The 20,283-nt window shown below is 71.8% G+C and carries 21 protein-coding genes; 12 read left to right on the top strand and 9 right to left on the bottom strand.

All coding sequences use genetic code 11. From position 1 onward, the window contains the following. Positions 1-366: 366 nt before the first annotated feature. A complete protein-coding gene (locus CRP39_RS10520; protein WP_097206350.1) occupies positions 367-1,893 on the top strand; it encodes a carboxylesterase/lipase family protein in 1,527 nt (508 codons plus the stop codon). A gap of 99 nt (positions 1,894-1,992) precedes the next feature. On the opposite strand, the gene CRP39_RS10525 is transcribed toward CRP39_RS10520, so the two are convergent. The 7 genes from CRP39_RS10525 to CRP39_RS10555 form a co-directional block, all read right to left on the bottom strand. Then, on the bottom strand, positions 1,993-3,237 hold the full coding sequence (locus CRP39_RS10525) for an amidohydrolase (RefSeq protein WP_097206351.1): 1,245 nt from the start codon (positions 3,235-3,237) through the stop codon (positions 1,993-1,995). A 118-nt stretch (positions 3,238-3,355) separates the two neighbouring features. Further along, positions 3,356-3,808: a hypothetical protein gene (locus CRP39_RS10530; protein WP_097206352.1), complete on the bottom strand. Its 453-nt coding sequence runs from the start codon at positions 3,806-3,808 to the stop codon at positions 3,356-3,358. A 209-nt stretch (positions 3,809-4,017) separates the two neighbouring features. Continuing rightward, positions 4,018-5,439 carry an MFS transporter gene (locus CRP39_RS10535; RefSeq protein WP_097206353.1) on the bottom strand — a complete coding sequence of 474 codons (1,422 nt, stop codon included), beginning with the start codon at positions 5,437-5,439 and terminating at the stop codon, positions 4,018-4,020. A 217-nt stretch (positions 5,440-5,656) separates the two neighbouring features. Further along, positions 5,657-6,235, bottom strand: a complete 579-nt coding sequence (locus tag CRP39_RS10540) for a nuclear transport factor 2 family protein (RefSeq protein WP_097206354.1) — start codon at positions 6,233-6,235, stop codon at positions 5,657-5,659. Between the two features lie 31 nt (positions 6,236-6,266). Beyond that, positions 6,267-7,430 carry an acyl-CoA dehydrogenase family protein gene (locus CRP39_RS10545; RefSeq protein ID WP_097206355.1) on the bottom strand — a complete coding sequence of 388 codons (1,164 nt, stop codon included), beginning with the start codon at positions 7,428-7,430 and terminating at the stop codon, positions 6,267-6,269. A 53-nt stretch (positions 7,431-7,483) separates the two neighbouring features. Continuing rightward, a complete protein-coding gene (gene hpaC / locus CRP39_RS10550) occupies positions 7,484-7,999 on the bottom strand; it encodes a 4-hydroxyphenylacetate 3-monooxygenase, reductase component (protein ID WP_097206356.1) in 516 nt (171 codons plus the stop codon). Positions 8,000-8,315: 316 nt separating this feature from the next. Then, complete coding sequence (locus CRP39_RS10555) at positions 8,316-9,263, bottom strand: LysR family transcriptional regulator (RefSeq protein WP_172442388.1); 948 nt, start codon at positions 9,261-9,263, stop codon at positions 8,316-8,318. Between the two features lie 273 nt (positions 9,264-9,536). On the opposite strand from CRP39_RS10555, the gene CRP39_RS10560 reads away from it, so the two are divergent. The 8 genes from CRP39_RS10560 to CRP39_RS10595 all read left to right on the top strand — a co-directional run bounded on the left by CRP39_RS10560 (position 9,537) and on the right by CRP39_RS10595 (position 16,104). Further along, on the top strand, positions 9,537-9,908 hold the full coding sequence (locus CRP39_RS10560) for a hypothetical protein (RefSeq protein ID WP_097206358.1): 372 nt from the start codon (positions 9,537-9,539) through the stop codon (positions 9,906-9,908). A 7-nt stretch (positions 9,909-9,915) separates the two neighbouring features. Then, entirely contained in the window at positions 9,916-10,662 is a 747-nt protein-coding gene (locus CRP39_RS10565; protein ID WP_097206359.1) for an SDR family NAD(P)-dependent oxidoreductase, read from the top strand. A gap of 48 nt (positions 10,663-10,710) precedes the next feature. After that, complete coding sequence (locus tag CRP39_RS10570) at positions 10,711-12,003, top strand: aromatic ring-hydroxylating oxygenase subunit alpha (protein WP_097206360.1); 1,293 nt, start codon at positions 10,711-10,713, stop codon at positions 12,001-12,003. Next, positions 11,996-12,514, top strand: a complete 519-nt coding sequence (locus CRP39_RS10575; RefSeq protein ID WP_097206361.1) for an aromatic-ring-hydroxylating dioxygenase subunit beta — start codon at positions 11,996-11,998, stop codon at positions 12,512-12,514. The genes CRP39_RS10570 and CRP39_RS10575 overlap by 8 nt, the downstream gene beginning before the upstream one ends. After that, complete coding sequence (locus CRP39_RS10580) at positions 12,511-13,470, top strand: PDR/VanB family oxidoreductase (protein ID WP_097206362.1); 960 nt, start codon at positions 12,511-12,513, stop codon at positions 13,468-13,470. The genes CRP39_RS10575 and CRP39_RS10580 overlap by 4 nt, the downstream gene beginning before the upstream one ends. Positions 13,471-13,493: 23 nt before the next feature. Continuing rightward, the gene (locus CRP39_RS10585) at positions 13,494-13,763 is read left to right on the top strand and encodes a hypothetical protein (RefSeq protein ID WP_097206363.1); all 270 of its coding nucleotides are present in this window, start codon (positions 13,494-13,496) and stop codon (positions 13,761-13,763) included. Beyond that, the gene (locus tag CRP39_RS10590; RefSeq protein WP_216359693.1) at positions 13,748-15,016 is read left to right on the top strand and encodes an amidase; all 1,269 of its coding nucleotides are present in this window, start codon (positions 13,748-13,750) and stop codon (positions 15,014-15,016) included. Before CRP39_RS10585 ends, CRP39_RS10590 begins: the two co-directional genes overlap by 16 nt. 341 nt (positions 15,017-15,357) lie before the next feature. After that, a complete protein-coding gene (locus tag CRP39_RS10595) occupies positions 15,358-16,104 on the top strand; it encodes an SDR family oxidoreductase (protein WP_097206364.1) in 747 nt (248 codons plus the stop codon). Between the two features lie 44 nt (positions 16,105-16,148). On the opposite strand, the gene CRP39_RS10600 is transcribed toward CRP39_RS10595, so the two are convergent. Further along, positions 16,149-17,804, bottom strand: coding sequence for a flavin-containing monooxygenase (locus CRP39_RS10600; RefSeq protein ID WP_097206365.1), 1,656 nt, complete (start codon positions 17,802-17,804; stop codon positions 16,149-16,151). Between the two features lie 35 nt (positions 17,805-17,839). After that, positions 17,840-18,748, bottom strand: coding sequence for an alpha/beta hydrolase (locus CRP39_RS10605; RefSeq protein WP_097206366.1), 909 nt, complete (start codon positions 18,746-18,748; stop codon positions 17,840-17,842). A 297-nt stretch (positions 18,749-19,045) separates the two neighbouring features. Between CRP39_RS10605 and CRP39_RS10610 the strand changes: the two genes are divergently transcribed. The 3 genes from CRP39_RS10610 to CRP39_RS10620 are packed head-to-tail and all read left to right on the top strand — an operon-like array spanning position 19,046 to position 20,243. Continuing rightward, a complete protein-coding gene (locus tag CRP39_RS10610; RefSeq protein WP_097206367.1) occupies positions 19,046-19,294 on the top strand; it encodes a hypothetical protein in 249 nt (82 codons plus the stop codon). After that, positions 19,291-19,962: an RNA polymerase sigma factor gene (locus CRP39_RS10615; RefSeq protein WP_097206368.1), complete on the top strand. Its 672-nt coding sequence runs from the start codon at positions 19,291-19,293 to the stop codon at positions 19,960-19,962. Before CRP39_RS10610 ends, CRP39_RS10615 begins: the two co-directional genes overlap by 4 nt. Next, the gene (locus tag CRP39_RS10620) at positions 19,959-20,243 is read left to right on the top strand and encodes a hypothetical protein (protein ID WP_183358934.1); all 285 of its coding nucleotides are present in this window, start codon (positions 19,959-19,961) and stop codon (positions 20,241-20,243) included. Before CRP39_RS10615 ends, CRP39_RS10620 begins: the two co-directional genes overlap by 4 nt. Positions 20,244-20,283: the final 40 nt, after the last annotated feature.

Here is a 20,283-nt window from a genome sequence, read left to right on the forward strand (position 1 = left end):
AGCCTCGGTGTCACGGCCGGTCGGTGGCTGGAGGCGGCGGTCACCTCTGCCAGGACGAACGTCCCCGTCCTCTCGGGCGACGGTCGCTGCCGAGTCGATCCGCTCCCACCAGCTCACCTCGACGTCGTCCCCGTCGACTTCGCGGCATGCCCAGAGGGGGCGGCGGGGTCGGGTGGGAGCCGGCTGACCCCGCCGTCCGTGTCGTCGGGCCTGGGTCCGGGTCCGGGACGTCCGCCCCGGTCGCACGGGCCGGGCGCCCCTCGTTCTCCGGCGTCGACAGCAGCACCGTGGGTCCAGGCACTCTCTCGTCATCCGGCGCGGTTCGGCGGCCAGCCGGGATGAGGGCGGCAGTCCGAGGAGGGACCCATGGACACGATCGTGGGGGTCCGGAGCGGCCGGGTCCGTGGCCGCACCGTCGGCGGTGTGAGCACGTTCCTGGGCATCCCGTATGCCGCGCCGCCCTCCGGTGAGCGGCGGCTGCGACCGCCTCAGCCGGTCGAGCCGTGGGACGGCGTCCGCGACGCGACCGTCCTGGGACCGGAGCCGCCACAGCCGGACTTCGGCTCCCACGACCCCACGGGGTTCGTCTACGACCCGGCCCTGCCGGGGGACGACTGCCTGAACCTCAACGTCTGGACGCCCGACGCCGGCGCCGGCGGGATGCCGGTCATGGTCTGGATCCCCGGCGGTGCCTTCCAGTACTCCTCCGGCGGGAGCTACGACGGCAGCCGGTTCGCCCGCGACGGCGTGGTGTGCGTGACCATCAACTACCGCACCGGTGCCGACGGCTTCCTGTACCTCGGGGAGGGGGACGACGGAGCTGACCTCGGGCTGCTCGACCAGGTCGCCGCCCTCACCTGGGTCCGGGACGGCATCGCTGCCTTCGGCGGGGATCCCGATCGGGTCACCGTGTTCGGCGAGTCCGCCGGGGCGATGAGCATCGGCACACTGCTGTCCATGCCCCGGGCCGAGGGGCTCTTCCGGCGCGCCGTCCTGCAGAGCGGGGCGGCCCACCACGTCGTCCCTGCCGCCGAGGCCGCACGGATCGGCCGTCGCCTCGCCGAGGTGCTCGGCGTCCCGGCGACCCGCGACGCCGTCGGGCAGGTCCCGGTCGACCGCCTGCTCGCCGCGCAGGGCCAGCTGGACGCCGAGGTCACGAGCAACCCGGACCCTGCCCGGTGGGGGCGGGAGGTCGCGACCAGCACGATGCCGTTCCACCCGGTGGTCGACGGCGACGTCGTCCCGGCTGCACCGATGGACCGGATCGCCGCCGGGGCAGGGCGCGACGTCGACGTCCTGATCGGCACGAACTCCGACGACTGGCGGATGTTCCCCGTCTTCAGCGGCCTCATCGACCGGGTCACCGACGAGGTGCTGAGCGGTTCCGTGGAGGCGTACGGCCTTCAGTGCCTGGCCGCCTACGGCCTCCCGGTGGAGACCGCGCTGCGTGCCTATCGCGGCGCGCACCCGGACGCCGGCCCCGGGGACCTGCTGGCGGCGGTCCAGACCGACTGGTGGGTGCGCATCCCCGCCGTCCGGCTGGCCGACGCGCACGCCCCCTGCCCGGGGGCCACCTTCATGTACGAGTTCGCCTGGCCGTCCCCGGCCTTCGGTGGTCGCCTGGGCGCCTGCCACGCCCTGGAGCTGCCCTTCGTCTTCGACACCCTGGACCGGGGGACCGAGCAGATGATGGGCGGGGCGCTGGGAAGTGATCCTCCGCAGCAGCTCGCCGACACCGTGCACGGCGCCTGGGTCGCCTTCGCGACCTGCGGGGATCCTGGGTGGCCGCGGTACGGCCCCGACCGCCGGGCCACCATGCGTCTCGACATCCGCCCCTCGGTGGTCGAGGACCCCTACGCCCGGGAGCGTGCCCTGTGGGCCGGAGTGCGCTGACCCGCCACAGCGGAGCGGGACGGTACCGAGTACGTCGTCGTGGCGACGTGAGGGCCGCCGCGCCGGACCCGGTCGCGCTCGGGGTGACGGGATCCGCGGTCACTCCACCGTGGCGGGCATGCCGAGGTGGGCGATGATCGCCGTGTACGCCGCCGTGACGCCAGTGGTCAGCGTCGGCTCGACCACGGGGGCGAAGAACGGTGAGTGGTTCGTCGGCACCGGGGCGTCGCCGTCGACGACCTCGTCGGGCATGCCGCCGAAGAACCAGTAGACGCCTGGCACACCGATCGCCCCCGGCAGGTGGCCGAAGTCCTCGCTGCCGAGCAGCGGTTCCGTGTCGCGGACGCGGTCGGCGCCGAGCACCCGCGTGAGGGCGCCGGTGACCCGCTCGGTCGCCGCGGGGTCGTTGCGGAGCAGCGGGAACGTGGAGAGCTCCTCGACCTCCGGCTCGGGCGCGCCGGAGGCCTGCGCCTCGGCGGCGATCACCCGGCGGAGCGCGTCGAGCACGCGGTCCCGGACGGCATCGTCGAGGCTGCGCACGTTGACCGTGAAGACCGCGGTCGCCGGGATGATGTTCTCCTTGAGCCCGGCGTGGAAGCTCCCGATCGTCACCACGGCGGGCTGCAGCGGAGGCACCTCGCGGGACACGATGCTCTGGATGCGCACGACCATGTGCGCCGCGAGCACGACGGGGTCGATGGTGTCCTGCGGCTGTGAGCCGTGTCCGCCGCGTCCGTGGACGGTCACCCTCCAACTGTCGGCCATCGCCATCGCCGGCCCGCTGGCCGTCCGGACCTCGCCGGCCCGGAAGGGGTAGACGTGCTGGCCGAGGACCACCTCGGGGTGGGGTGCGCGGGTCCACAACCCGTCGGCGACCATCGCCGCGGCCCCCTCGCTGGTCTCCTCCCCGGGCTGGAACAGGAACACCACGGTCCCCGACCACCTGTCCCGGGCGGCGGCCAGCACCGAGGCGGCACCGATGGCGCTGGTGATGTGCAGGTCGTGGCCGCAGGCGTGCATCACCGGCACCTCCGTGCCGTCGGGAAGCCGGCCGCGTGCGGTGCTCGCGTAGTCGAGCCCGGTGTCCTCCGCGACGGGCAGGGCGTCGGTGTCGGCGCGGAAGGCGACGACCGGTCCGTCTCCGTTGCGCAGCACCGCGACCACGCCCGTGCCGCCACAGGGGGACGTGTCGCAGCCCAGCCGCTCCATGTGCTCGGTGATCAGTGCGGCGGTCCGGTGCTCCTGCATCGACAGCTCCGGGTTGGCGTGCAGGTGGCGGTACAGCTCGTGCAGCTCGTCCCGCAGCTCGGGGGTGATCAGGGAGTGGTCTGCCAGCGACGTCATCGTCCCGGTTCCTCCGTCGTCCTCGTCGGGGGCGCAGCTCCCGGAGCCCGCCCGGCCATGGCGTCCGGTGCTGCAGTGCCCGGGCGGGACGACGTGCACCCCTCCGGTGGGTACGGGCTCACCGCAGCCGGTCGGCCACCTGCCGCAGACCTGCCCTGATCAACTGGGCGTACCCGTCGTCGCCGAGTGCGCCGATCGTGGCCTGCGCCTGCTGGAGGTGCTCGCGGGCGCGGTCGAGATCACCCAGTCTGCGGTGGCACTCGCTCAGGTTCAGGTGCAACGAGGGGTAGAGGCCGGCCACCGGGAGCGTCACCCCGGCCTGCGCCAGTCCTGCATCGGTCAGCTGGTCGGCCGCCGCCAGAGCTCGCTGGTCCCAGACCAGCTCCTGGTGGACGTCGTCCTGGACGTCGGCCATCGCGTGCGCGAGCGTGCAGACGTGCAGGGGATCCCCGTGCTCGCCGCCGATCTCGTCCCAGATCTCCGCGAACAGCACCCGAGCGGCCTCTCGCTCGCCCTGGTGGCTCAGCTGCACCGCCTGGCCGATCCGGATGAGCGTCTCGTCCGTGATCATCGGCGGTTCCTCCTGCCCGTCGCGCGAGAGCGACCGTAGCGATGCCCGGGGCGCTGCTGCGCCGCACCGACGCCCCGGGTGAGGAACCCCTGACGTCGGTTGCCACGCGCGAGACGATCAGGCTGCCGTCCGTCGGGTGGTCTGTGCGGAGCGGCGGGGCAGGGCGACCGGATCCGGCCGTCCTGCCCCGCCATCAAGCCCGGACGCGGTTACCGGACCTGCGTCTGCGCGACCGCGTGGCGGCGCTGCAGCCGTCGGCCGGTGGCGTCCGGGCGGAAGAACAGCGCCGAGAGGACACCGCAGACGAGCAGGATCGCGCCGGCCAACAGGAAGGCGTTGTCCACCCCGCTGGCCATGTTCGCAGCCATCTCGGCCGTCTCCGGCTGCCCCTGCGGCGTCGCCCGGTAGCCGGCCCGGTCCATGAACAACCCCACGGCGGTGGGGGAGATGATCGCCCCGATGGAGGCCAGACCGCCCAGGGCGGCCATCACCAGCGGCCGCTGCTTCGGGGTCACCGCGTAGGCCATGGCACTGGGCGCCATCGGGTAGATCACGCTGCAGCCGGCGCCGATGGTGAGGAGGACGACCGCCGCCGGACCACCGACCATGGGCACCAGCAGGAAGCACAGCCCGGCGATGACGAGGGACACCGAGAAGGGCATGACGATCGACGCCCGTACCGAGCGGCCGCCGCGCATCAGGGTCCGACCGAGGAAGCCCAGTCCGAGCAGCAGGACGGCGCCGAACACCCACGGGAAGGTGGTCGCCCAGCCAACTCCCGCGGGCGAGAGCCCGATGACGCTGCTCAGGTACTTCGGGAACCACGTCGTGAGGAAGCCCTGCGTCCAGAAGTTGCTCAGGCCGGCGAGGACGGCGACGACGAACGAGGCACTGAGCAGGATGGCGCGCAGGGGCACCGGGTGCTGGGCGTCGAAGCTGTGCCGCTTCTCCTCCAGGTCTGCCTGATCGGTTGTCGGCTCCTCCAGGCCGACGCTGTCGACCGCCTCGATGACCGGCTCGATGGGCTCATCGGTGGGGTTCCGGTCCTGACGGGCGGCCCGCCGGCTGGCGAACGGCCCGTCCGAACCGATGACCAGCCAGGCGAGGAGCCAGATCAGGCCGACGACGCCGAGCACCCCGAACGCCCAGCGCCAGCCCCAGGCGACGATGACCCACACGAGCAGCGGGGCGGCGATCACCGGTCCGAGCGTGGAGCCTGCGGCGATGAGGTTGCTGGGGAGAGCGCGGTCCTGGGGGCGGAACCACCCGTGTGCCGATGACAGCGACATGGCGGTCGCCGGGCCCTCGGCGCCCCCCAGGACGATCCGGGTCACGAGCAGCACCGCCGCACCGCCGCCCAGGAGCATCGGGAACTGCATCACGGCCCACGTCAGGCCCATCACGAGGAGGATCCACTTCACGGACACCTTGGTCGCGATGAACCCGGTGGCGAAGGAGACGATCGCGTAGAGGAAGAAGAAGGCGCTCCCGATGAAGCCGAACTGGACCGGTGTGATGCCCAGTTCGCCCATGGCGTCCGTGGCGACGAGGCCGAGTACCGCCTTGTCGGCGAACGCGATGATCTGGAACAGCACCAGCATCCCGGTGATGACCCAGGCCTTGCGGTTCATCCTGGAGGACGCGACCGCGTCCCCCAGCGTCCTGGACCTCACGGGTGTGTGATGGGTGGTCATGGGTGCTCCCTGGCTGCGTTGGGGCGTGGACAGGTGGTTGGGGCAACCGGCGCGGCCGGTTGACGGGTCGGTCGGTGCGGTCGGGATCGGCTCGACCGGGCGACACCGGCCTCAGGCGGGCTGCCGGTGCACCGGGTGCTCCGGTGCGAGGGCGTCATCGGGCCTCGACAGCGCTCTCGGCCCGCGCCCTCAGCTGCGATCGCTCCAGGTGCGTCGTCCACCAGCGGTCGGGCAGATCGCCGATGAAGAGGTTCTCCGTGCGGTAGTGCGAGATCCGCCAGCCGGCGCCCGTGGGTCGGAACCGGACGTGCAGGCGACTCGACCGGATCAGGGAGTGACCGTCGTCGTAGATCCACGGCTGGAACTGCACCCAGTGGCCTTCGGCCCCTTCCGGCGTGGCCCACAGCTGCTCGGAGCACAGGTAGTGGGTGTTGAAGACCTGCCGCGGGTTCCTCGCGGCGTAGAAGCCGGCCATGTGGGCGGTGATCGCCTCCGGGCCGACGTGGCGGCCGAACTGGGCTCCGTGCGTGCCACCGACGCCCTCCCAGACGCCGTCCTCGGTGAAGAGTGCGCCGATCGCACGGGCCCGCTCCTCGTCGGACAGGCCGGGCTCGGGCAGCGGCGAGTCGCACAGGGACATGTAGCGGCCCAGCAGCCGACGGGCCTCCGCCTCGGCCCGGAGTTGCCGTACCTCGCGCGTGAGCTGCTCGATCGTGTCGTCCACGCTGGTCATCGATGGCCTCCGGTCCGGGTGGCTTCGTGGCTCAGCGGAACGCGGGGATGGTGGGGGGCAGGCCCATGAGCACCGCCCCCGCCGCGTCGTACATGGCCGGGCTCAGGAAGGCGTGCTGCGTGGGCACCATGGCGTCGCGGACCAGCGGCTGCAGCGGGTGGTCGTTGTAGATGGCGTTGGTGCCGGAGAGGTCGAAGACCTCGCGGACCACCTCGGAGCCGGCCTGCACCGCGTGGGTCGACGACAGCCGGAGGAGCGCGTTCTGCGCGTCGCTCACGGGGTCACCGGCCAGCACCGTGGCGTAGGCCTCCTCCGCCGCCTCGAAGAAGAAGGCACGCGCTGCGCGCAGGCGGGCCTCGGCCTTGGCGATCTCGATGCGGTAGTAGGCGCGGTCGGCGAGCTTGGGAGCGCCGGTGACACCCGTTCCGCCGCCCCCGACCTCCTCGGCGTAGTCCAGCGCGGCGCGGGCGATGCCGAGGTTCACCACGGCGAGCACCTGGGCGGCGTAGGCCAGCGTGGGGTAGCGGTAGAGCGGCTCGTCCACCGTCGGGGTGCCGCCGCGGATGAACGTCCACTCCCGCGGCACCTCGACGTCTCGGACGACCAGGTCGAAGCTGCCGGTGCCCGCCATCCCCACGACGTTCCAGTCCTGGACGATCTCCACCTGGTCGGGTCGCAGCAGCACCGTCCGGGGCTTGCCCTCGGTCGAGGCGTCCCCTGGGATGCCGACGCCGAGGACGTCGGCGCCCATGCAGCCGCTGGCGAACTTCCACCGGCCGTTGACCAGGAACCCGGCCGTGGTCTCCGCCGCCGGCTGCACGGGGAACAACCCGCCGGCGAACGTCACGTCGGGACCGTCTGCGTACAGCTCCGCCTGGGTCTCGAGCGGGAGCGCGGCGAGGTAGACCAGCGCCGAGCCGAAGCTGGCCACCCATCCGGTGGAGCCGTCCGCCGCGGAGATCCGCTCGACCAGACGCAGGAACTCGGCGGGAGGGAGCGCGTCGCCACCGAAGCGGCGCGGCGTCGAGGCACGGTAGATGCCGACCTGCTTGAGCTTGGTGATCACGTCCTGGGACACGTATCCCTGCGTCCGGAACTCGCCCCGGCGCTCGACGATCTCGGCCAGCACGTCGTCCAGGGTGGTGGTGGTGGTGAGCTCGCTCGGCACGGGCGAGAGGAAGGTGGCTTGCGACATGGGGTCGTCCTCGATCTCTGGAGTCGGGTCGGTACGGATCTCGGGGGGCGTCATCAGACGGTGGTGACGGTGGGCTCACCGAGCCGGTGGAACTGGCGCTTGAAGTACACGAGGCCGCCGCGGTCCTCCCGCACGATCGTGCGTTCGATCTCGACGAACATGACCGAGTGCGAGCCTCGAACCGTGTGGCTGGTGATGCGGCCGACGAGGGCGACGAGCGCGTCCCTGAGGACCGGCACGTCGTCGGAGTCGTGGTCCCAGATCTCCCAGCCGAAGCGCTCCTCCATGGGGATCCGGGTGGCTCCCGCGAAGTGGACGGCCAGCTCCTCGTGCTCGGCGCCGAGGACGTTGACGCAGATCCGGCCGTTGCGCTTGAAGACGTCGTGGGTGTAGCTCGACTGGTTCACGCACACCAGGACGGTCGGCGGGTGGTCGGTCACCGAGCAGACGGCGCTCACCGTGATGCCGGCTCGGCCCCCTGGTCCGTCGGTGGTGACCACGTTGACCGCGGCCGACAGGTGGGCCATGGCAGCGCGGAACTGGCGCTGCTCCTCGGTGATCTCGGCCATCAGGGCCTCCTCAACAACACTGGAAGGAACGGGCGGCGCGGCGGGCCTGAGCCGGCGAGACCGGTGGCCGGCCGCCGCCGCGACCGTTGGTGTCAGCGAGCACGACGCCGGCGGTCAGACCTGCGCCAGCTGTGCGGCTGTCGCGGAGCCTGGCGTGGTCCGCGTGTGGCGATGAGTGTTGGGCGTCACTGTGGCCGGGCTCAAACGGCTTGTTTGGATCTTCTGCATCGCGTTGCGGCATGCAGGCAGCCCGACGCGGGCACACCGGGTGGCAGCAGGGACGACGTCCGGGCGGCCGCGACCGGTCGCCCGGACGTCAGGGGCGGGTGGCGGGTGCGGTCTCCGGTGACGCACCCGCGGTGATGGCGGCCACGGCGGCGCGGCACTCCACGGCGAAGACGTGCATCCTCCGGTTCGGGGGCAGTCCGGCCGGGCGCAGCAAGCCGAGCGCGACCTCCTCCGCCTCGGCGATCTCGACCGTGTGCACCTCGGCGCCGAACGGGCCCTGCGGACGGAGACGCTGGTTGACGATCGCGAAACCGTCACCGGCGGCCACGAGCCCGCGCATGGTCTCCAGGCTCGTGGTCCGGATGATCTCGGGCGGGGTGACGCCGGCGCGCTCGAACATGCCGAGCATGACGTGGGCCGGCTCCGGCAGGTCCAGCAACACCATGGGGGTCTGGGCCAGCTCGCCCAGCGTGGCTGTCGAGCGACCGGCCACGGGGTGGTGCTCGGACAGCAGGGCGTAGGGCCGGGCCCGCGCCACGGTCTCGAAGGTCATGTCGTCGGCGATGTCGAGCCCGTAGGTGAGGGCGATGTCGCACGCACCGGTGCGCAGCGCCTGGTGCAGCGTGACGCCGTCGGCCTCGAGCACCTCGACGGTCAGCCCGGGGTGCGCCGCGCGGAGCCGGGGCAGGATGCGCGGGACGTAGACGGGCGCAAGGGTCACGAAGAACCCGGCGGTCAGCCGGCCGGTCGTGCCCGACTGGAGGTCCTGGCCCAGCTCCTGGAGCTCTCCGGCCTCGCGCAGCAGGTCCCGGGCCTTGTCGAGCAGCTGGCGGCCACTGGCGGTGAGCGTGATGCCCCGGGCGTGATGCCGGATGAACAGGGCGCACCCGAGGTCGCGCTCCAGCCGCTGGATGGCGGTGGACATGCCCGATTGCGACGTGTGCAGGCGCGCAGCCGCAGCCGAGATGTTGCCGGCCTCGGCCGCGGACACGAAGTACTGCAGCTGGGCGAGGGTGAACCGCGGACGCGGGGTCATGGGACGACCTCCCTCGTATCGCACAAGCCGATGCAACGTACCGGGATTTGCTGTTTGGCAGGTAGGGCTGTGAGCCCGAACACTCGAACCGCCACGGCCGGTCGGGTGATCCCGGGCGGGACGAGGACCTCCGCGGGGGCGTGGCTCGGGCCGGGGTCGATCCCCGGACTCCGGTCTCGCTCTGCGGGCCCCAGGGCCGTGCCCCTGCCGACGGGGGCGCAGGACCGCCTTCCCCGGCGGCATCCGGGCGACTGATGGAACCAGGAGACGACAGTGAGCAACTACCGCGAGGGTGACCGGACCAGCATCCGCACCCTGTTCTGCATCGGTGTCCGGGAAGCGTTCTTCGCCGCCGGCGCCGACGAGCGCAAGGCCGTCGTCGAGGAGTCGCGCCGCGCCTTCGCGTCGCTCTCCGAGCGATTCGGCATCACCGTCCTCGGGACGATGGACGACGACGAGGTGATGGTCGGACCCTCCACCACGTTCCCGTGGACCGCCTACATCCTGGCCGATGTCCCCGACTACGCCACGGCGACGCAGATCTGCACGATCGTCCGTGACCACCCCGTCGGTGACGTGCAGCTCTGGAACTACTTCACCGTCCAGGCCCGGCTGGGTCGGCCGCTGTTCTTCGGCAACGAGTGAGGACGCCGTGACCGACACCTCCCGCGTCGCCGTCGTCACCGGTGCCGGACGGGGCCTGGGCGCGGCGATCGCCACCGACCTGCACGCCGGTGGCCACCGGGTCGCGCTGCTCGACCTCGACGGCGAGGCGGCGACGGCGGCCGCCAAGGCGCTGGACCCCGCCGGGGAGTCCGCCGTCGGCGTCGCGGTCGACGTCCGGGACCCGGCCGCCCTGCGGGACGCCTTCGACCAGGTTCGCAGCTCCCTCGGGGTCCCCGAGATCCTGGTCAACAACGCCGGCCGGACGGTGCCCCGCCCCGTCTGGGACATCGACCTCGACGAGTGGGACGACGTCCTGGCCACCAACCTGCGCAGCGTGCTGATCGCCACGCGGGAGCTCGCTCCGGCGATGCGGGATCGAGGCTGGGGGCGGGTGGTCAACATGGCGTCGCTGGCCGGACAGCAGGGCGGCCTCGTGGCCGGAGCCCACTATGCCGCCTCGAAGGCCGGGATCCTCGTGCTCACCAAGATCTTCGCGAAGGAGCTGGCGGCCGCCGGGGTGACGGTCAACGCCGTGGCGCCGGCCGCAGTCCGGACGCCGGTCATGGACGCGATGGACCCGGGCCAGCTGGAGCGGTCGCTGGCCACGATCCCCGTCGGCCGCCTGGGCCGCGCCGACGAGGTCGCCGCCCTCGTCGGCTTCCTGTGCACCGAGGCGGCCGGCTACATCACCGGCGCAACCGTCGACATCAACGGCGGCGTCTTCATGCGCTGACCGAGCGCCGCACCTCCCAGCAACCGCACTCCTGACCTGAGGGGAACCATGACCATCGAAGCGCAGCACATCGTGGCCGACGCGCCGGCCGATCTCGTCCTGGGAGACCGGGTGGCCGGTCGTCTCTACACCGACCCGGAGATCTTCGAGCAGGAGATGACGAAGATCTTCGAGCGGACGTGGGTCTGGGTGGCCCACGAGAGCGAGGTGCCGAAGGCCGGCAGCTTCAAGATGACCCACGTCGGCCGCCAGCCGGTCATCGTGGTCCGGAACCGCAAGGGCGTGATCAACACCCTGCTCAACCGGTGCCGGCACCGCGGGGCGAGCGTGTGCGAGAAGCCGAAGGGCGAGGCCAACGGCTTCACCTGTCCTTACCACGCCTGGTCCTACAGCCTGGACGGTCAGCTCCGCGGGATCCCGTACCCGGAGGGCTACGAGGGCGTCATGGACAAGAGCGGGATGTCCCTGAGGAAGCTGCGCACCGCGTCCTACGGCGGCATGGTCTTCGCGACGTTCAACGAGGACATCGAGCCGCTCGAGGACTTCCTCGGTGACGTCAAGTTGTGGATCGACCGCTTCATGAAGCAGGGCGGCGGCTACCCGATCAAGGTCCTCGGCAAGCACCAGTTCAAGTTCAAGGGCAACTGGAAGGTCCAGCTCGAGAACACCACCGACGGCTACCACTTCCCGATCGTGCACCGCTCCTGGATGGCCTCCGTCGACGAGGAGACCGCCGACATGATGTCGTTCATGACGGACCCCGAGTGCACCACGCACGCACTCGGCAACGGGCACAGCGTGATGCAGATGGTGCCCGAGCACTCCGACCTGGACGCCGACGACGGCACCGAGCCGCTGCAGGCACGATTCGACGATCTGGTCGCCCAGCTGAAGTCGGCCGGCCTGGACGACGCGGCGGTGCGCCGGCTGGTCCGGGCCATGCACGGCACCGGCTTCAACCTCAACCTGTTCCCGAACGTGTCGATGTCGGCCGCCTTCTTCCGCGTGTTGCGGCCGGTGTCGGTCGACGAGACCTGGATCGAGCACATCGCCATCGGCCCCGACGGGCCGCCGGAGGTCGTCGATCCGGTGAACCGGGCGAGGCTGCGGGTGCACGAGCACTTCCAGGGCCCGTTCGGCTTCGGGACTCCCGACGATGCCGAGGGCTGGGACCGGGTCCAGCGCGGCGCCCAGGGCGCTCCGGAGATGCCGATCATGGTCAACCGCGGCCTGGCCCGCGAGAAGGACAGCCCTGAGGGATGGCCCACGTCCCACGTCACTGACGAAACCGGGATGCGTGGTGCCTACGCGATGTGGAAGGCGATGATGAGCGATGACTGAGGTCCTGGCAGACACCCGTGTCCCGCTGACCGACCCGCGGGTGATCCGAGCCGTCGAGCTGATCTGGCGCGAGGCCGAACTGCTCGACCGCAAGGAGTACGTGGCCTGGAACGACCTCTACGCCGAGGACGGGCACTACATCGTGCCGATCGACCCCGACACCGAGGACTTCGACAACACCCTCAACATGATCTACGACGACGCCCGCATGCGTGGCATGCGGGTGACCCGGATGATCGAGGGCTACGCCATCGCCGCGGTGGACGCGGCACGAACCGTTCGGACGGTGTCCCGCTTCGTGCCCGCCTCGGTGAGCGACGACCAGGTGGTCGTCCGCTCCGCCCAGGTCCTCGTCGCCTACAAGCGAGGCCGGCACGACCTGTGGGCCGGCGAGGTCGAGCACCGGATCCGTCTGTCGGCCGAGGGCGCCGACGGTGACCGCATCACCCGCAAGGTGGTCCGGCTCGTCGACAGCGAGGGCGCTCCTCCAGCCGCGGGGTTCCTGCTGTGAGCGTCGTCGTCCGGGTCGCCGAGATCACCGAGGAGACGCCCTCGATCCGGACGCTGCGGCTGGTCCGGCTCGACGGGAACTCGTTCACCCCAGGTGTGTACAAGGCAGGTGCCCATGTCGACGTCACCGGACCGACGGGCATCGTCCGGCAGTACTCGCTGTGCAGCCCGCCCGGGGACCCCTCCTCGCTGCTGATCGCGGTCAAGCGCGAGCCGGAGTCGCGGGGCGGCTCGGTGGCGCTGCACCAGCTCACCGTCGGTGACCACCTGAAGCTGAGCAAGCCGAGGAACCTGCTCCAGCTGGCCGAGGACGGGGACCGGCACGTGCTGGTTGCCGGCGGGATCGGCATCACCCCGCTGCTGTCCATGGCCTACGAGCTCTACAGCTGGGGCGCCGAGTTCGAGCTCCACTACTTCGCCCGCTCTCGGGATGAGGCCGCGTTCGTGGACCTGCTCGAGAACCGGGTGGAGTTCCCCGACCGCGTGCACTGGCACTTCGGGGTGGCGCCGGCCGACCTGCCGGCGGTCCTCCAGGGGCTCGGTGCCGCGCTGACCTCGGACGGCCACGTCTACACCTGCGGGCCGGCGCCCTTCATGGCGCAGGTGACGACGGCACTGGCCCCGGTCGTCGGCGAGGAACACGTGCACGTCGAGCACTTCGTACCCGTGGAGGTGGACACCCGCGGGGACGAGCCGTTCACCGTCGAGCTCGACACGGGGGAGAGCTTCGAGGTCCCCGCGGACAGGTCGATCCTCTCCGTCCTCGAGGAGAACGGCATCGAGGTCTTCAAGTCCTGCGAGGAGGGCATCTGCGGCTCCTGCGTCTCCGGCGTCCTGCAGGGCACGCCGGACCACCGGGACAACTGTCTCTCCGCCGCGGACAAGGCCGCCGGCAAGGAGATGGCGCTCTGCGTGTCCCGTGCGCTCACCGACCGGCTGGTCATCGAGCTGTACTGAGCGATCGGAGGGGAGTGGTGGCCATGGCTGCCGACGGACAGCGGATGACCCTGACCTGTTACAACGACACGCACGGCTGGGGCTGGCGGCACGTGGACCTGTTCGTCCACGACGCCGACGGGCAGGAGCTGAACTGGGTGCACTGGCTGGTGCCGGACGACGGGCCGGACGCCGCGGATGAGGTCACGAGGCGTGTGGAGCCGTCCCTGCGGCGCACGTCGGAGTGGCGACACGCCGTGAGCCCCAGCGGGATGGACTACTGGGTCGCGGACGCGGCGTGGGCCGACGCATGACGCTGTGGCAGCCCTGGTCCCTGCGTGACCTGGTCGCGGAGCTGGTCTCCGGCCGGACGACGCCGGGCGACACGGTGGCGCGGGCCCGAGCCCGGATCGCGCAGACCGAGTCGGCGCTGCACGCCTGGGTGGCCCTCGATCCGTGCCCGGACACGACCGGGTCGTCCGGCCGGCTGCGTGGTGTCCCTCTCGGCGTCAAGGACATCATCGACGTGGCGGGTCTGGCCACCCGGTGCGGGTCGTCCCTCCGGGCCGACCGGGGGGCCGCCGCTGACGACGCCGCCATCGTGCGCGCGTGGCGCTCTGCAGGGGCCGTGCCGCTGGGCAAGACGGTGACCACCGAGTTCGCCTTCTTCGCGCCCGGACCCACCCGTAACCCGGTCGCCCCCGGCCACACTCCCGGCGGGTCGTCGAGCGGTTCTGCCGCGGCAGTCGCGGCGGGGCAGGTCCCGCTCGCGATCGGCTCGCAGACGGCGGGCTCGGTGACCCGGCCGGCGTCGTACTGCGGCGTGGCGGCGATGGTGATGAGCCGCGGGAGCTTCCCCGTCGACGGAGTCGTGGGCCTCAGCCCCAGCCTGGACAGCCACGGCGTGTACGCGGCGCGTGTGTCCGACCTGGCGCTCGCGTGGTCCGCCCTCACCGGGGCCGGTGACGCGGGGGTCGGTGAGGTCCGTCCGCCGCGGGTGCTGCTGTGGTCGGCCGATCCGCTGGGCGTCGTGGAGGCGGAGATGGCGGAGGCCGTGGGAACCGCCCGCGCGCGGCTTGCCGGTGCCGGCGCGAGCGTGGACGACCTCGACCCCCGCGCCGAGGAGATCGTCGCCGGCGCGGCCGCCGCGCATCCCGTCGTCATGGCCTACGAGGCGGCGCGGGAGCGGGCCGAGGAACTGGCGGCCGCCGATCGGCTCAGCGAGCCGCTGGCCCGCCTGCTGCGTACCGGAGCCGCCACGTCCGGGGAGGCGTACGAGACCGCTCGGCGCACCGTCGCCGACGCGGCAGCGTTCGTCGCCCACCTGCTGGAGGACTACGACGTCATCCTCGGGCCGGCTGCGCCCGGTCCTGCGCCGGAAGGGCTGGGCGGCACCGGAGATCCGATCTTGAGCCGGCCGTGGCAGGCCATCGGTGCGCCGGTCGTCACGGTTCCCGGGCTGCGGAGCAGTGCCGGTCTCCCTCTCGGGCTGCAGGCAGTGGGCCGGACCGGGGGAGAGCTCGACCTGTTGGCGGTCAGCGGCTGGATCGAACAGCAACTGGCGTAGCCGGCCGGGTCCGGTGTGGCGCACGCCCCCGCGCCGCGGCCGTGCGATGGGCGCAGTGACCGCGTCAGTCGGCGCCGCGGTCGGTCCAGGTGCACCCGTGGCGGCCCGCCGATCCGCTGCACGTGCAAGGTAGGGCGCCCCGGACGGCGGGACGAGCGAGACGACCTCGGGGTGGCCGGGCCACGGCTCGCCGGCCGGCCAGCCGGTCACCGCCGACCAGAACGCCCGGGCGACGTCGACTCCGTCGGCCGGCACGTCGACGAAGGCGTGCACCCACGGGACCGGCACCCGCCCAGACTGGCACGGCCGCGCCGGCCGCGCGTCCGTGGCAGGCTCCTCGCGTGACCGAGCCGTCCCGCACCGCCGTGGTCAGCGGCGCGGGCTCCGGGCTCGGCCGCGCCATCGCCCGGGCCCTGGTCGACGACGGGTGGTCGGTCGCGCTGCTCGGCCGCACCCGCGCCGCGCTGGAGGGGACGGCGGCCGCCGGCGGCACCACCCTCGTGCTGCCCACCGACGTCACCGACGAGCGGCAGGTCGACGAGGCCTTCGCCGCGGTGCGCGACGCCTGGGGCCGGCTGGACCTGCTGGTCAACAACGCCGGCACGTTCGGCCCGTCCGGGGAGGTCGACGAGATCGCCGTCGACGACTGGCGGGCCACCGTCGAGGTCAACCTCACCGGGGTGTTCCTGTGCACCCGCGCCGCCGTCCGGCTGATGAAGGCGCAGGACCCACCCGGCGGGCGGATCATCAACAACGGCTCCATCTCGGCGCACGTGCCGCGGCCGGGCAGCGTCGCCTACACCGCCACCAAGCACGCGGTCACCGGGCTGACCCGGGCCGTCGCCCTCGACGGCCGCGCGCACGGGATCGCGGTGGGGCAGGTCGACATCGGGAACGCGGCCACCGACATGACCGCGGGCATCGCCACCGGCGCCCGTCAGGCCGACGGCTCGGTCCGGCCGGAGGCCACCTTCGACCCCGCACACGTCGCCGCCACGGTGGTGCACATCGCGCGGCTGCCACTCGACGTCAGCGTGCCCTTCACGACGGTGCTGGCCACCGGCATGCCCTACCTCGGCCGCGGCTGAGAGCACGCGAACGCCCAGGGAGGCCGGGCAGGCGACGGCTCCGGTCAGACGCCCGCCGTCGTGGCCTGCTTGCTGAACTCGAAGCCCTCGTAGCCGTTCTCGGCAACCTCTCCGAGCTTCTGCCGGTAGGCACCGATCCCGGCCATGTAGAACATGACCGCGTTCTTCTTGCCCGGGATGTTCGCCCCGAAGATCCACGACTCCACCTTCGGGAAGAGCGTCATGTCCGCAATGGTCCGGCAGAGCTCGGTCCACTGGTCCTCGGCCTCCTGGGTGGGCTCCACTGTGGAGGCGCCCGAGCGCTCGGTGTGCTCGATGAGCCCGCCGATCCAGTCCACCTGTGCCTCGATGCTCGGCGGCAGGTTGGTGAAGGGGCCATTCGGGCCGAGGATCATGAACATGTTCGGGAAGCCGGACTTCGACACGCCCAGGTAGCTGGTCGGGCCGTCGGTCCAGTGCGCGTTGATGTGCCGTCCGCCGCGCCCGCGCAGGTCCATCGCCCGGTAGTTGCCGTCGACCGCGTCGAACCCGGTGGCGAGGACCAGGACGTCGAGCTGGTGCTCGACCCCGTCGGCCGTGCGCACCCCGGAGGGAGTGATCTCCTGGATCGGGTTGTCCTTGATCGAGACCAGGGTGACGTTGTCCCGGTTGTAGGTCTCGTAGTAGCCCTCGTTGCACAGCGGGCGCTTGGCGTACAGGTCGGTCGGGGTCAGCTTCCGAGCGGTCTCCGGGTCCTCGACGATCTCGACGATCTTGGACCGGATGAACTCCGCAGCGGCCGCGTTCGCCGCGGGGTCGGTGGCGATGTCGCAGAACGTGCCGAACATGAACCGGAAGCCGTTGCCCTTGTCCCAGTTCTCCTGGAACACCCGGCGACGCTCCTCCTCAGGAACGCTCATCGCCTCGACGCCGCTCTCCTGGAAGCCGAAGCCGACCACCGAGTTGCGGACCTGGTCCCAGATCGCATCGAAGTCCTGCTTGGTCTCGTCGACCTCTGCCTGGTCTACCGGGCCGTTCCCCGACGGCACGCAGTACTGCGGCGAGCGCTGGAAGACGGTGAGGTGGCCGGCCGTCCTCGCCGCGGCGACGATGAACTGCGTGCCGGTCGAGCCGGTGCCGATCACGCCGACCCGCTTGCCGGTGATGTCGAGGTCGTGCGGCCAGGCATTGGTGTGCACGAGGGTGCCGGCGAAGCTGTCCCGCCCCGGGATGTCCGGGATGTTCGTCCTCGCGAGGAGCCCCAGCGCGTTGACGACGTAGCGGCTGGTGAACTCCCTGCCGTCGGCGGTGGTCACCGTCCACAGGCTGCTGTCCTCGTCGAAGACGGCCCTGATCACTTCGGTGTCGAGCTCGATGTCTCGGCGGAGGTCGAAGCGGTCTACGACGTGGTTGAGGTAGTCGAGGATGTCCGGTTGGTCGAGGTAACGGGTGGTCCAGTCCCACTCCTTCAGCAGGTCCCTGTCGAAGGAGTAGCGGTAGACGAAGCCCTCGGTGTCGGACTTGGCGCCGGGGTACCGGTTGAAGTACCAGGTGCCGCCCACCCCGCCGCCCTTCTCGAGGGCCTTCACGGAGAGGCCGAGTTCGTTGCGGAGCTTGTGCAGCATGTAGATGCCGCCGAAGCCGGCTCCGATGACGATGGCGTCGTGGTCCGGGTGCGAGGCGCCGCCCGTCGCGACGTCCGGACTGCTCGAGGTGGTCATTGGTTCCTCCGTTGATCGATCCGGCCGGGTCGCGCTCAGGCGCCGTACCACTTGGCGATGCGGGCGATCTCGTTGTCGGCGGCTGCGGTCCGCCCGGCGTTGAACGGGAAGACGTGCTGCTGGCCGTCGACGACGGAGAGGGTCACGTCCACTCCGGCGGCCTCGGCGCGCTCGGCGAGGCGGGTGGCGTTGTCGAGCAGCGACTCGTCACCACCGGCGTTGATGTAGAGACGCGGGAAGCCGATGAAGTCCGCGTAGAGGGGGTTGGCGAGCGGAGCGGTGGGGCTCGTCCGATCGCCGAGGCAGCCGGCGATCATGCCCTCGAGCAGGGGGACGGTGACCAGCGCGTCCGTGGCCTCGTTCGTCGCCAGGGTCTCGCCCGCGTTCTCCATGTCGAGCCACGGCGAGAACACGATCACGCTGCCGGGAAGCGGCTGGTCCCGCTCCCTCAGGGCCAAGGCCGTCGCCACGGCCAGGTTGCCGCCGGCCGAGTCGCCGATCGTGGTGATGTCCGCCGGCGCGATGCCCTGCCCGGTGAGTGCGAGGAAGGCCGACACGGCGTCCTCGAGGGCGGCGGGGTGCGGGTGCTCCGGCGCCCGGCGGTAGTCCAGGACGAAGGCGACGACGCCCAGGGCCTTCGCGACGTGGGCGGCGAGCTTGCGATGGCTCGAGGCCGAGCCGACGGCGAAGCCACCACCATGGGTGTAGAGGAGGACCTTCGAGGAGTCGGCACCCAGAGGGCGACACCAGATGCCGGGCACGCCACCGACCGTGTCCTCGGCGTAGGTCACGTCCTCAGGCTCCTTGGTGGGCTGGTGCCACTCGTCGAAGATGCTGCGGAACAGCCGCGTGGTCAGATCGGGCGTCGTGGCGAGGATCTGGGACCAGTCGGTGTACAGGTCCTTCAGCGGGTCCTGCTCGGCGGCGGGTCGCGGAACGGTCATCTCATTCACTCCCTGTCCGGTGCTGCAGCGCTGTACGTCGGCTCGGCTGCCCGGCGGCTCGCTGCGCCTCCAGCGCCAGTGTGATGCGCGACACTAGGTTGCCTCGTCCTCGGCTCAGGTGTCCCGTTTTGGCACACCGGTCCACGCCGGAGCCGGACGGGGCCGTTGCGGGCTGCCGCCCTCCTCGGCTGGTCCTCACCGGCGAACTCCCGCTCGTCCGGACCCGGTCCGCGTCCAGCCGCTGACCAGGCGGTCGGGCACGGGTAAGAGACGTGGCATGACCCGACGCCAAGAGACATGACTCGCCACGTCCTCCCCCCGGAGATGCACGCCGCGGCACCGGCACGTGTGCCGACCTCCGACGTCGGAGCGTGGCGGCTGCGCCGGCTCCTGGATGCCGGGTTCCCGCCTCCTCTCGCCGCGCAGCTCGCCGCCACCCCGGGCGTCGACCTGCACGCCCTGCTGGGGCTCGTCGACCGGGGCTGCCCGCCGGAGCTCGCCGCCCGTATCCTCGCCCCCATCGACGAGGCGAGCGACGAGCCGTGACCGAGGTCAGCCAGGACGGACCGGTCTGTCGCCAGGCCGGCGGGGCAGCTGCGCCCGGCGAGGACTGGATCGCGGAACTGACCGCCACGGGTCCGGTGCGGGATGACGCGCTGCGGCGGCTGCACGACCTGCTGCTGCGCGCGGCGCGTCTCCAGGTCAGCCGGATGTCGGCGATGCGCGCGGCGGTGGGTGCGGCGCAGGTCGATGACGTCATCAACCTGGCCGCCGACGAGGCGATGGTCGCCGTGCTCAGCAAGCTCTCCACGTTCGAGGGGCGCAGCCGCTTCACGACCTGGGCCTACAAGTTCGCCATCCTGCAGGCGGCGGTCGAGTTGCGACGCCACGCCTGGTCGCACCGTGAGGTATCGCTCGAGGCCGCGCCGCCCCTGGTCGAGCCGCGGCCCTCGCCCGACCAGTACGCGGAGGGGGCCGAGTTCGCCGCCGCCGTCCGGAACGCCATCGATCGGGTGCTCACCCCGCACCAGCGGCGCATCGCCCTGGCCCTGATCGTGGACGAGGTGCCGATCGACGTGCTCGCGGACAGGCTCGGCAGCAACCGCAACGCCCTCTACAAGACCCTGCACGACGCTCGCGGCCGCCTGCGTGCGGACCTCGCCGGCCAGGGCTATCCGGTGCCGCCCACCCGCTCGAGAGGAGGAGCCCGATGACCGGGGTCGACCGACCGTTGCCGGCCGACGCAGTGCGGCGGCTGACGGCAGATCCGGGGCCGTGGCTGTCCTGCGACGACTGTTTCCGCTTGGTCGACCGGTACGTCGAGGGACTGCTCACCGGGGGTGCACGGCCGATGCGCGGTGAACTCGGGGCCATGCCCGGGCACCTGTCCGGTTGCCCGGCCTGCTCCGAGGAAGCCACCACGCTGCTGCTCCTCGCGGCCGCAGAGGCGGGCATCGACCCCGCCCCGGCACTGCAACGGCTGCTGCCCGACTGAGCCACCCGGCTGACGGGCCGCTTGGGCGTCCGGGCCGACC

The sequence above is a fragment of the Geodermatophilus sabuli genome, from assembly GCF_900215145.1.
GTDB lineage: Bacteria > Actinomycetota > Actinomycetes > Mycobacteriales > Geodermatophilaceae > Geodermatophilus > Geodermatophilus sabuli.

Coding starts and splice junctions, on each gene's coding strand:
- CRP39_RS10520 (WP_097206350.1), top strand. CDS start 367: ATGGACACGATCGTGGGGGTCCGGAGCGGCCGGGTCCGTGGCCGCACC.
- CRP39_RS10525 (WP_097206351.1), bottom strand. CDS start 3,237: ATGACGTCGCTGGCAGACCACTCCCTGATCACCCCCGAGCTGCGGGAC.
- CRP39_RS10530 (WP_097206352.1), bottom strand. CDS start 3,808: ATGATCACGGACGAGACGCTCATCCGGATCGGCCAGGCGGTGCAGCTG.
- CRP39_RS10535 (WP_097206353.1), bottom strand. CDS start 5,439: ATGAACCGCAAGGCCTGGGTCATCACCGGGATGCTGGTGCTGTTCCAG.
- CRP39_RS10540 (WP_097206354.1), bottom strand. CDS start 6,235: ATGACCAGCGTGGACGACACGATCGAGCAGCTCACGCGCGAGGTACGG.
- CRP39_RS10545 (WP_097206355.1), bottom strand. CDS start 7,430: ATGTCGCAAGCCACCTTCCTCTCGCCCGTGCCGAGCGAGCTCACCACC.
- hpaC (WP_097206356.1), bottom strand. CDS start 7,999: ATGGCCGAGATCACCGAGGAGCAGCGCCAGTTCCGCGCTGCCATGGCC.
- CRP39_RS10555 (WP_172442388.1), bottom strand. CDS start 9,263: ATGACCCCGCGTCCGCGGTTCACCCTCGCCCAGCTGCAGTACTTCGTG.
- CRP39_RS10570 (WP_097206360.1), top strand. CDS start 10,711: ATGACCATCGAAGCGCAGCACATCGTGGCCGACGCGCCGGCCGATCTC.
- CRP39_RS10575 (WP_097206361.1), top strand. CDS start 11,996: ATGACTGAGGTCCTGGCAGACACCCGTGTCCCGCTGACCGACCCGCGG.
- CRP39_RS10585 (WP_097206363.1), top strand. CDS start 13,494: ATGGCTGCCGACGGACAGCGGATGACCCTGACCTGTTACAACGACACG.
- CRP39_RS10600 (WP_097206365.1), bottom strand. CDS start 17,804: ATGACCACCTCGAGCAGTCCGGACGTCGCGACGGGCGGCGCCTCGCAC.
- CRP39_RS10605 (WP_097206366.1), bottom strand. CDS start 18,748: ATGACCGTTCCGCGACCCGCCGCCGAGCAGGACCCGCTGAAGGACCTG.
- CRP39_RS10610 (WP_097206367.1), top strand. CDS start 19,046: ATGACTCGCCACGTCCTCCCCCCGGAGATGCACGCCGCGGCACCGGCA.
- CRP39_RS10620 (WP_183358934.1), top strand. CDS start 19,959: ATGACCGGGGTCGACCGACCGTTGCCGGCCGACGCAGTGCGGCGGCTG.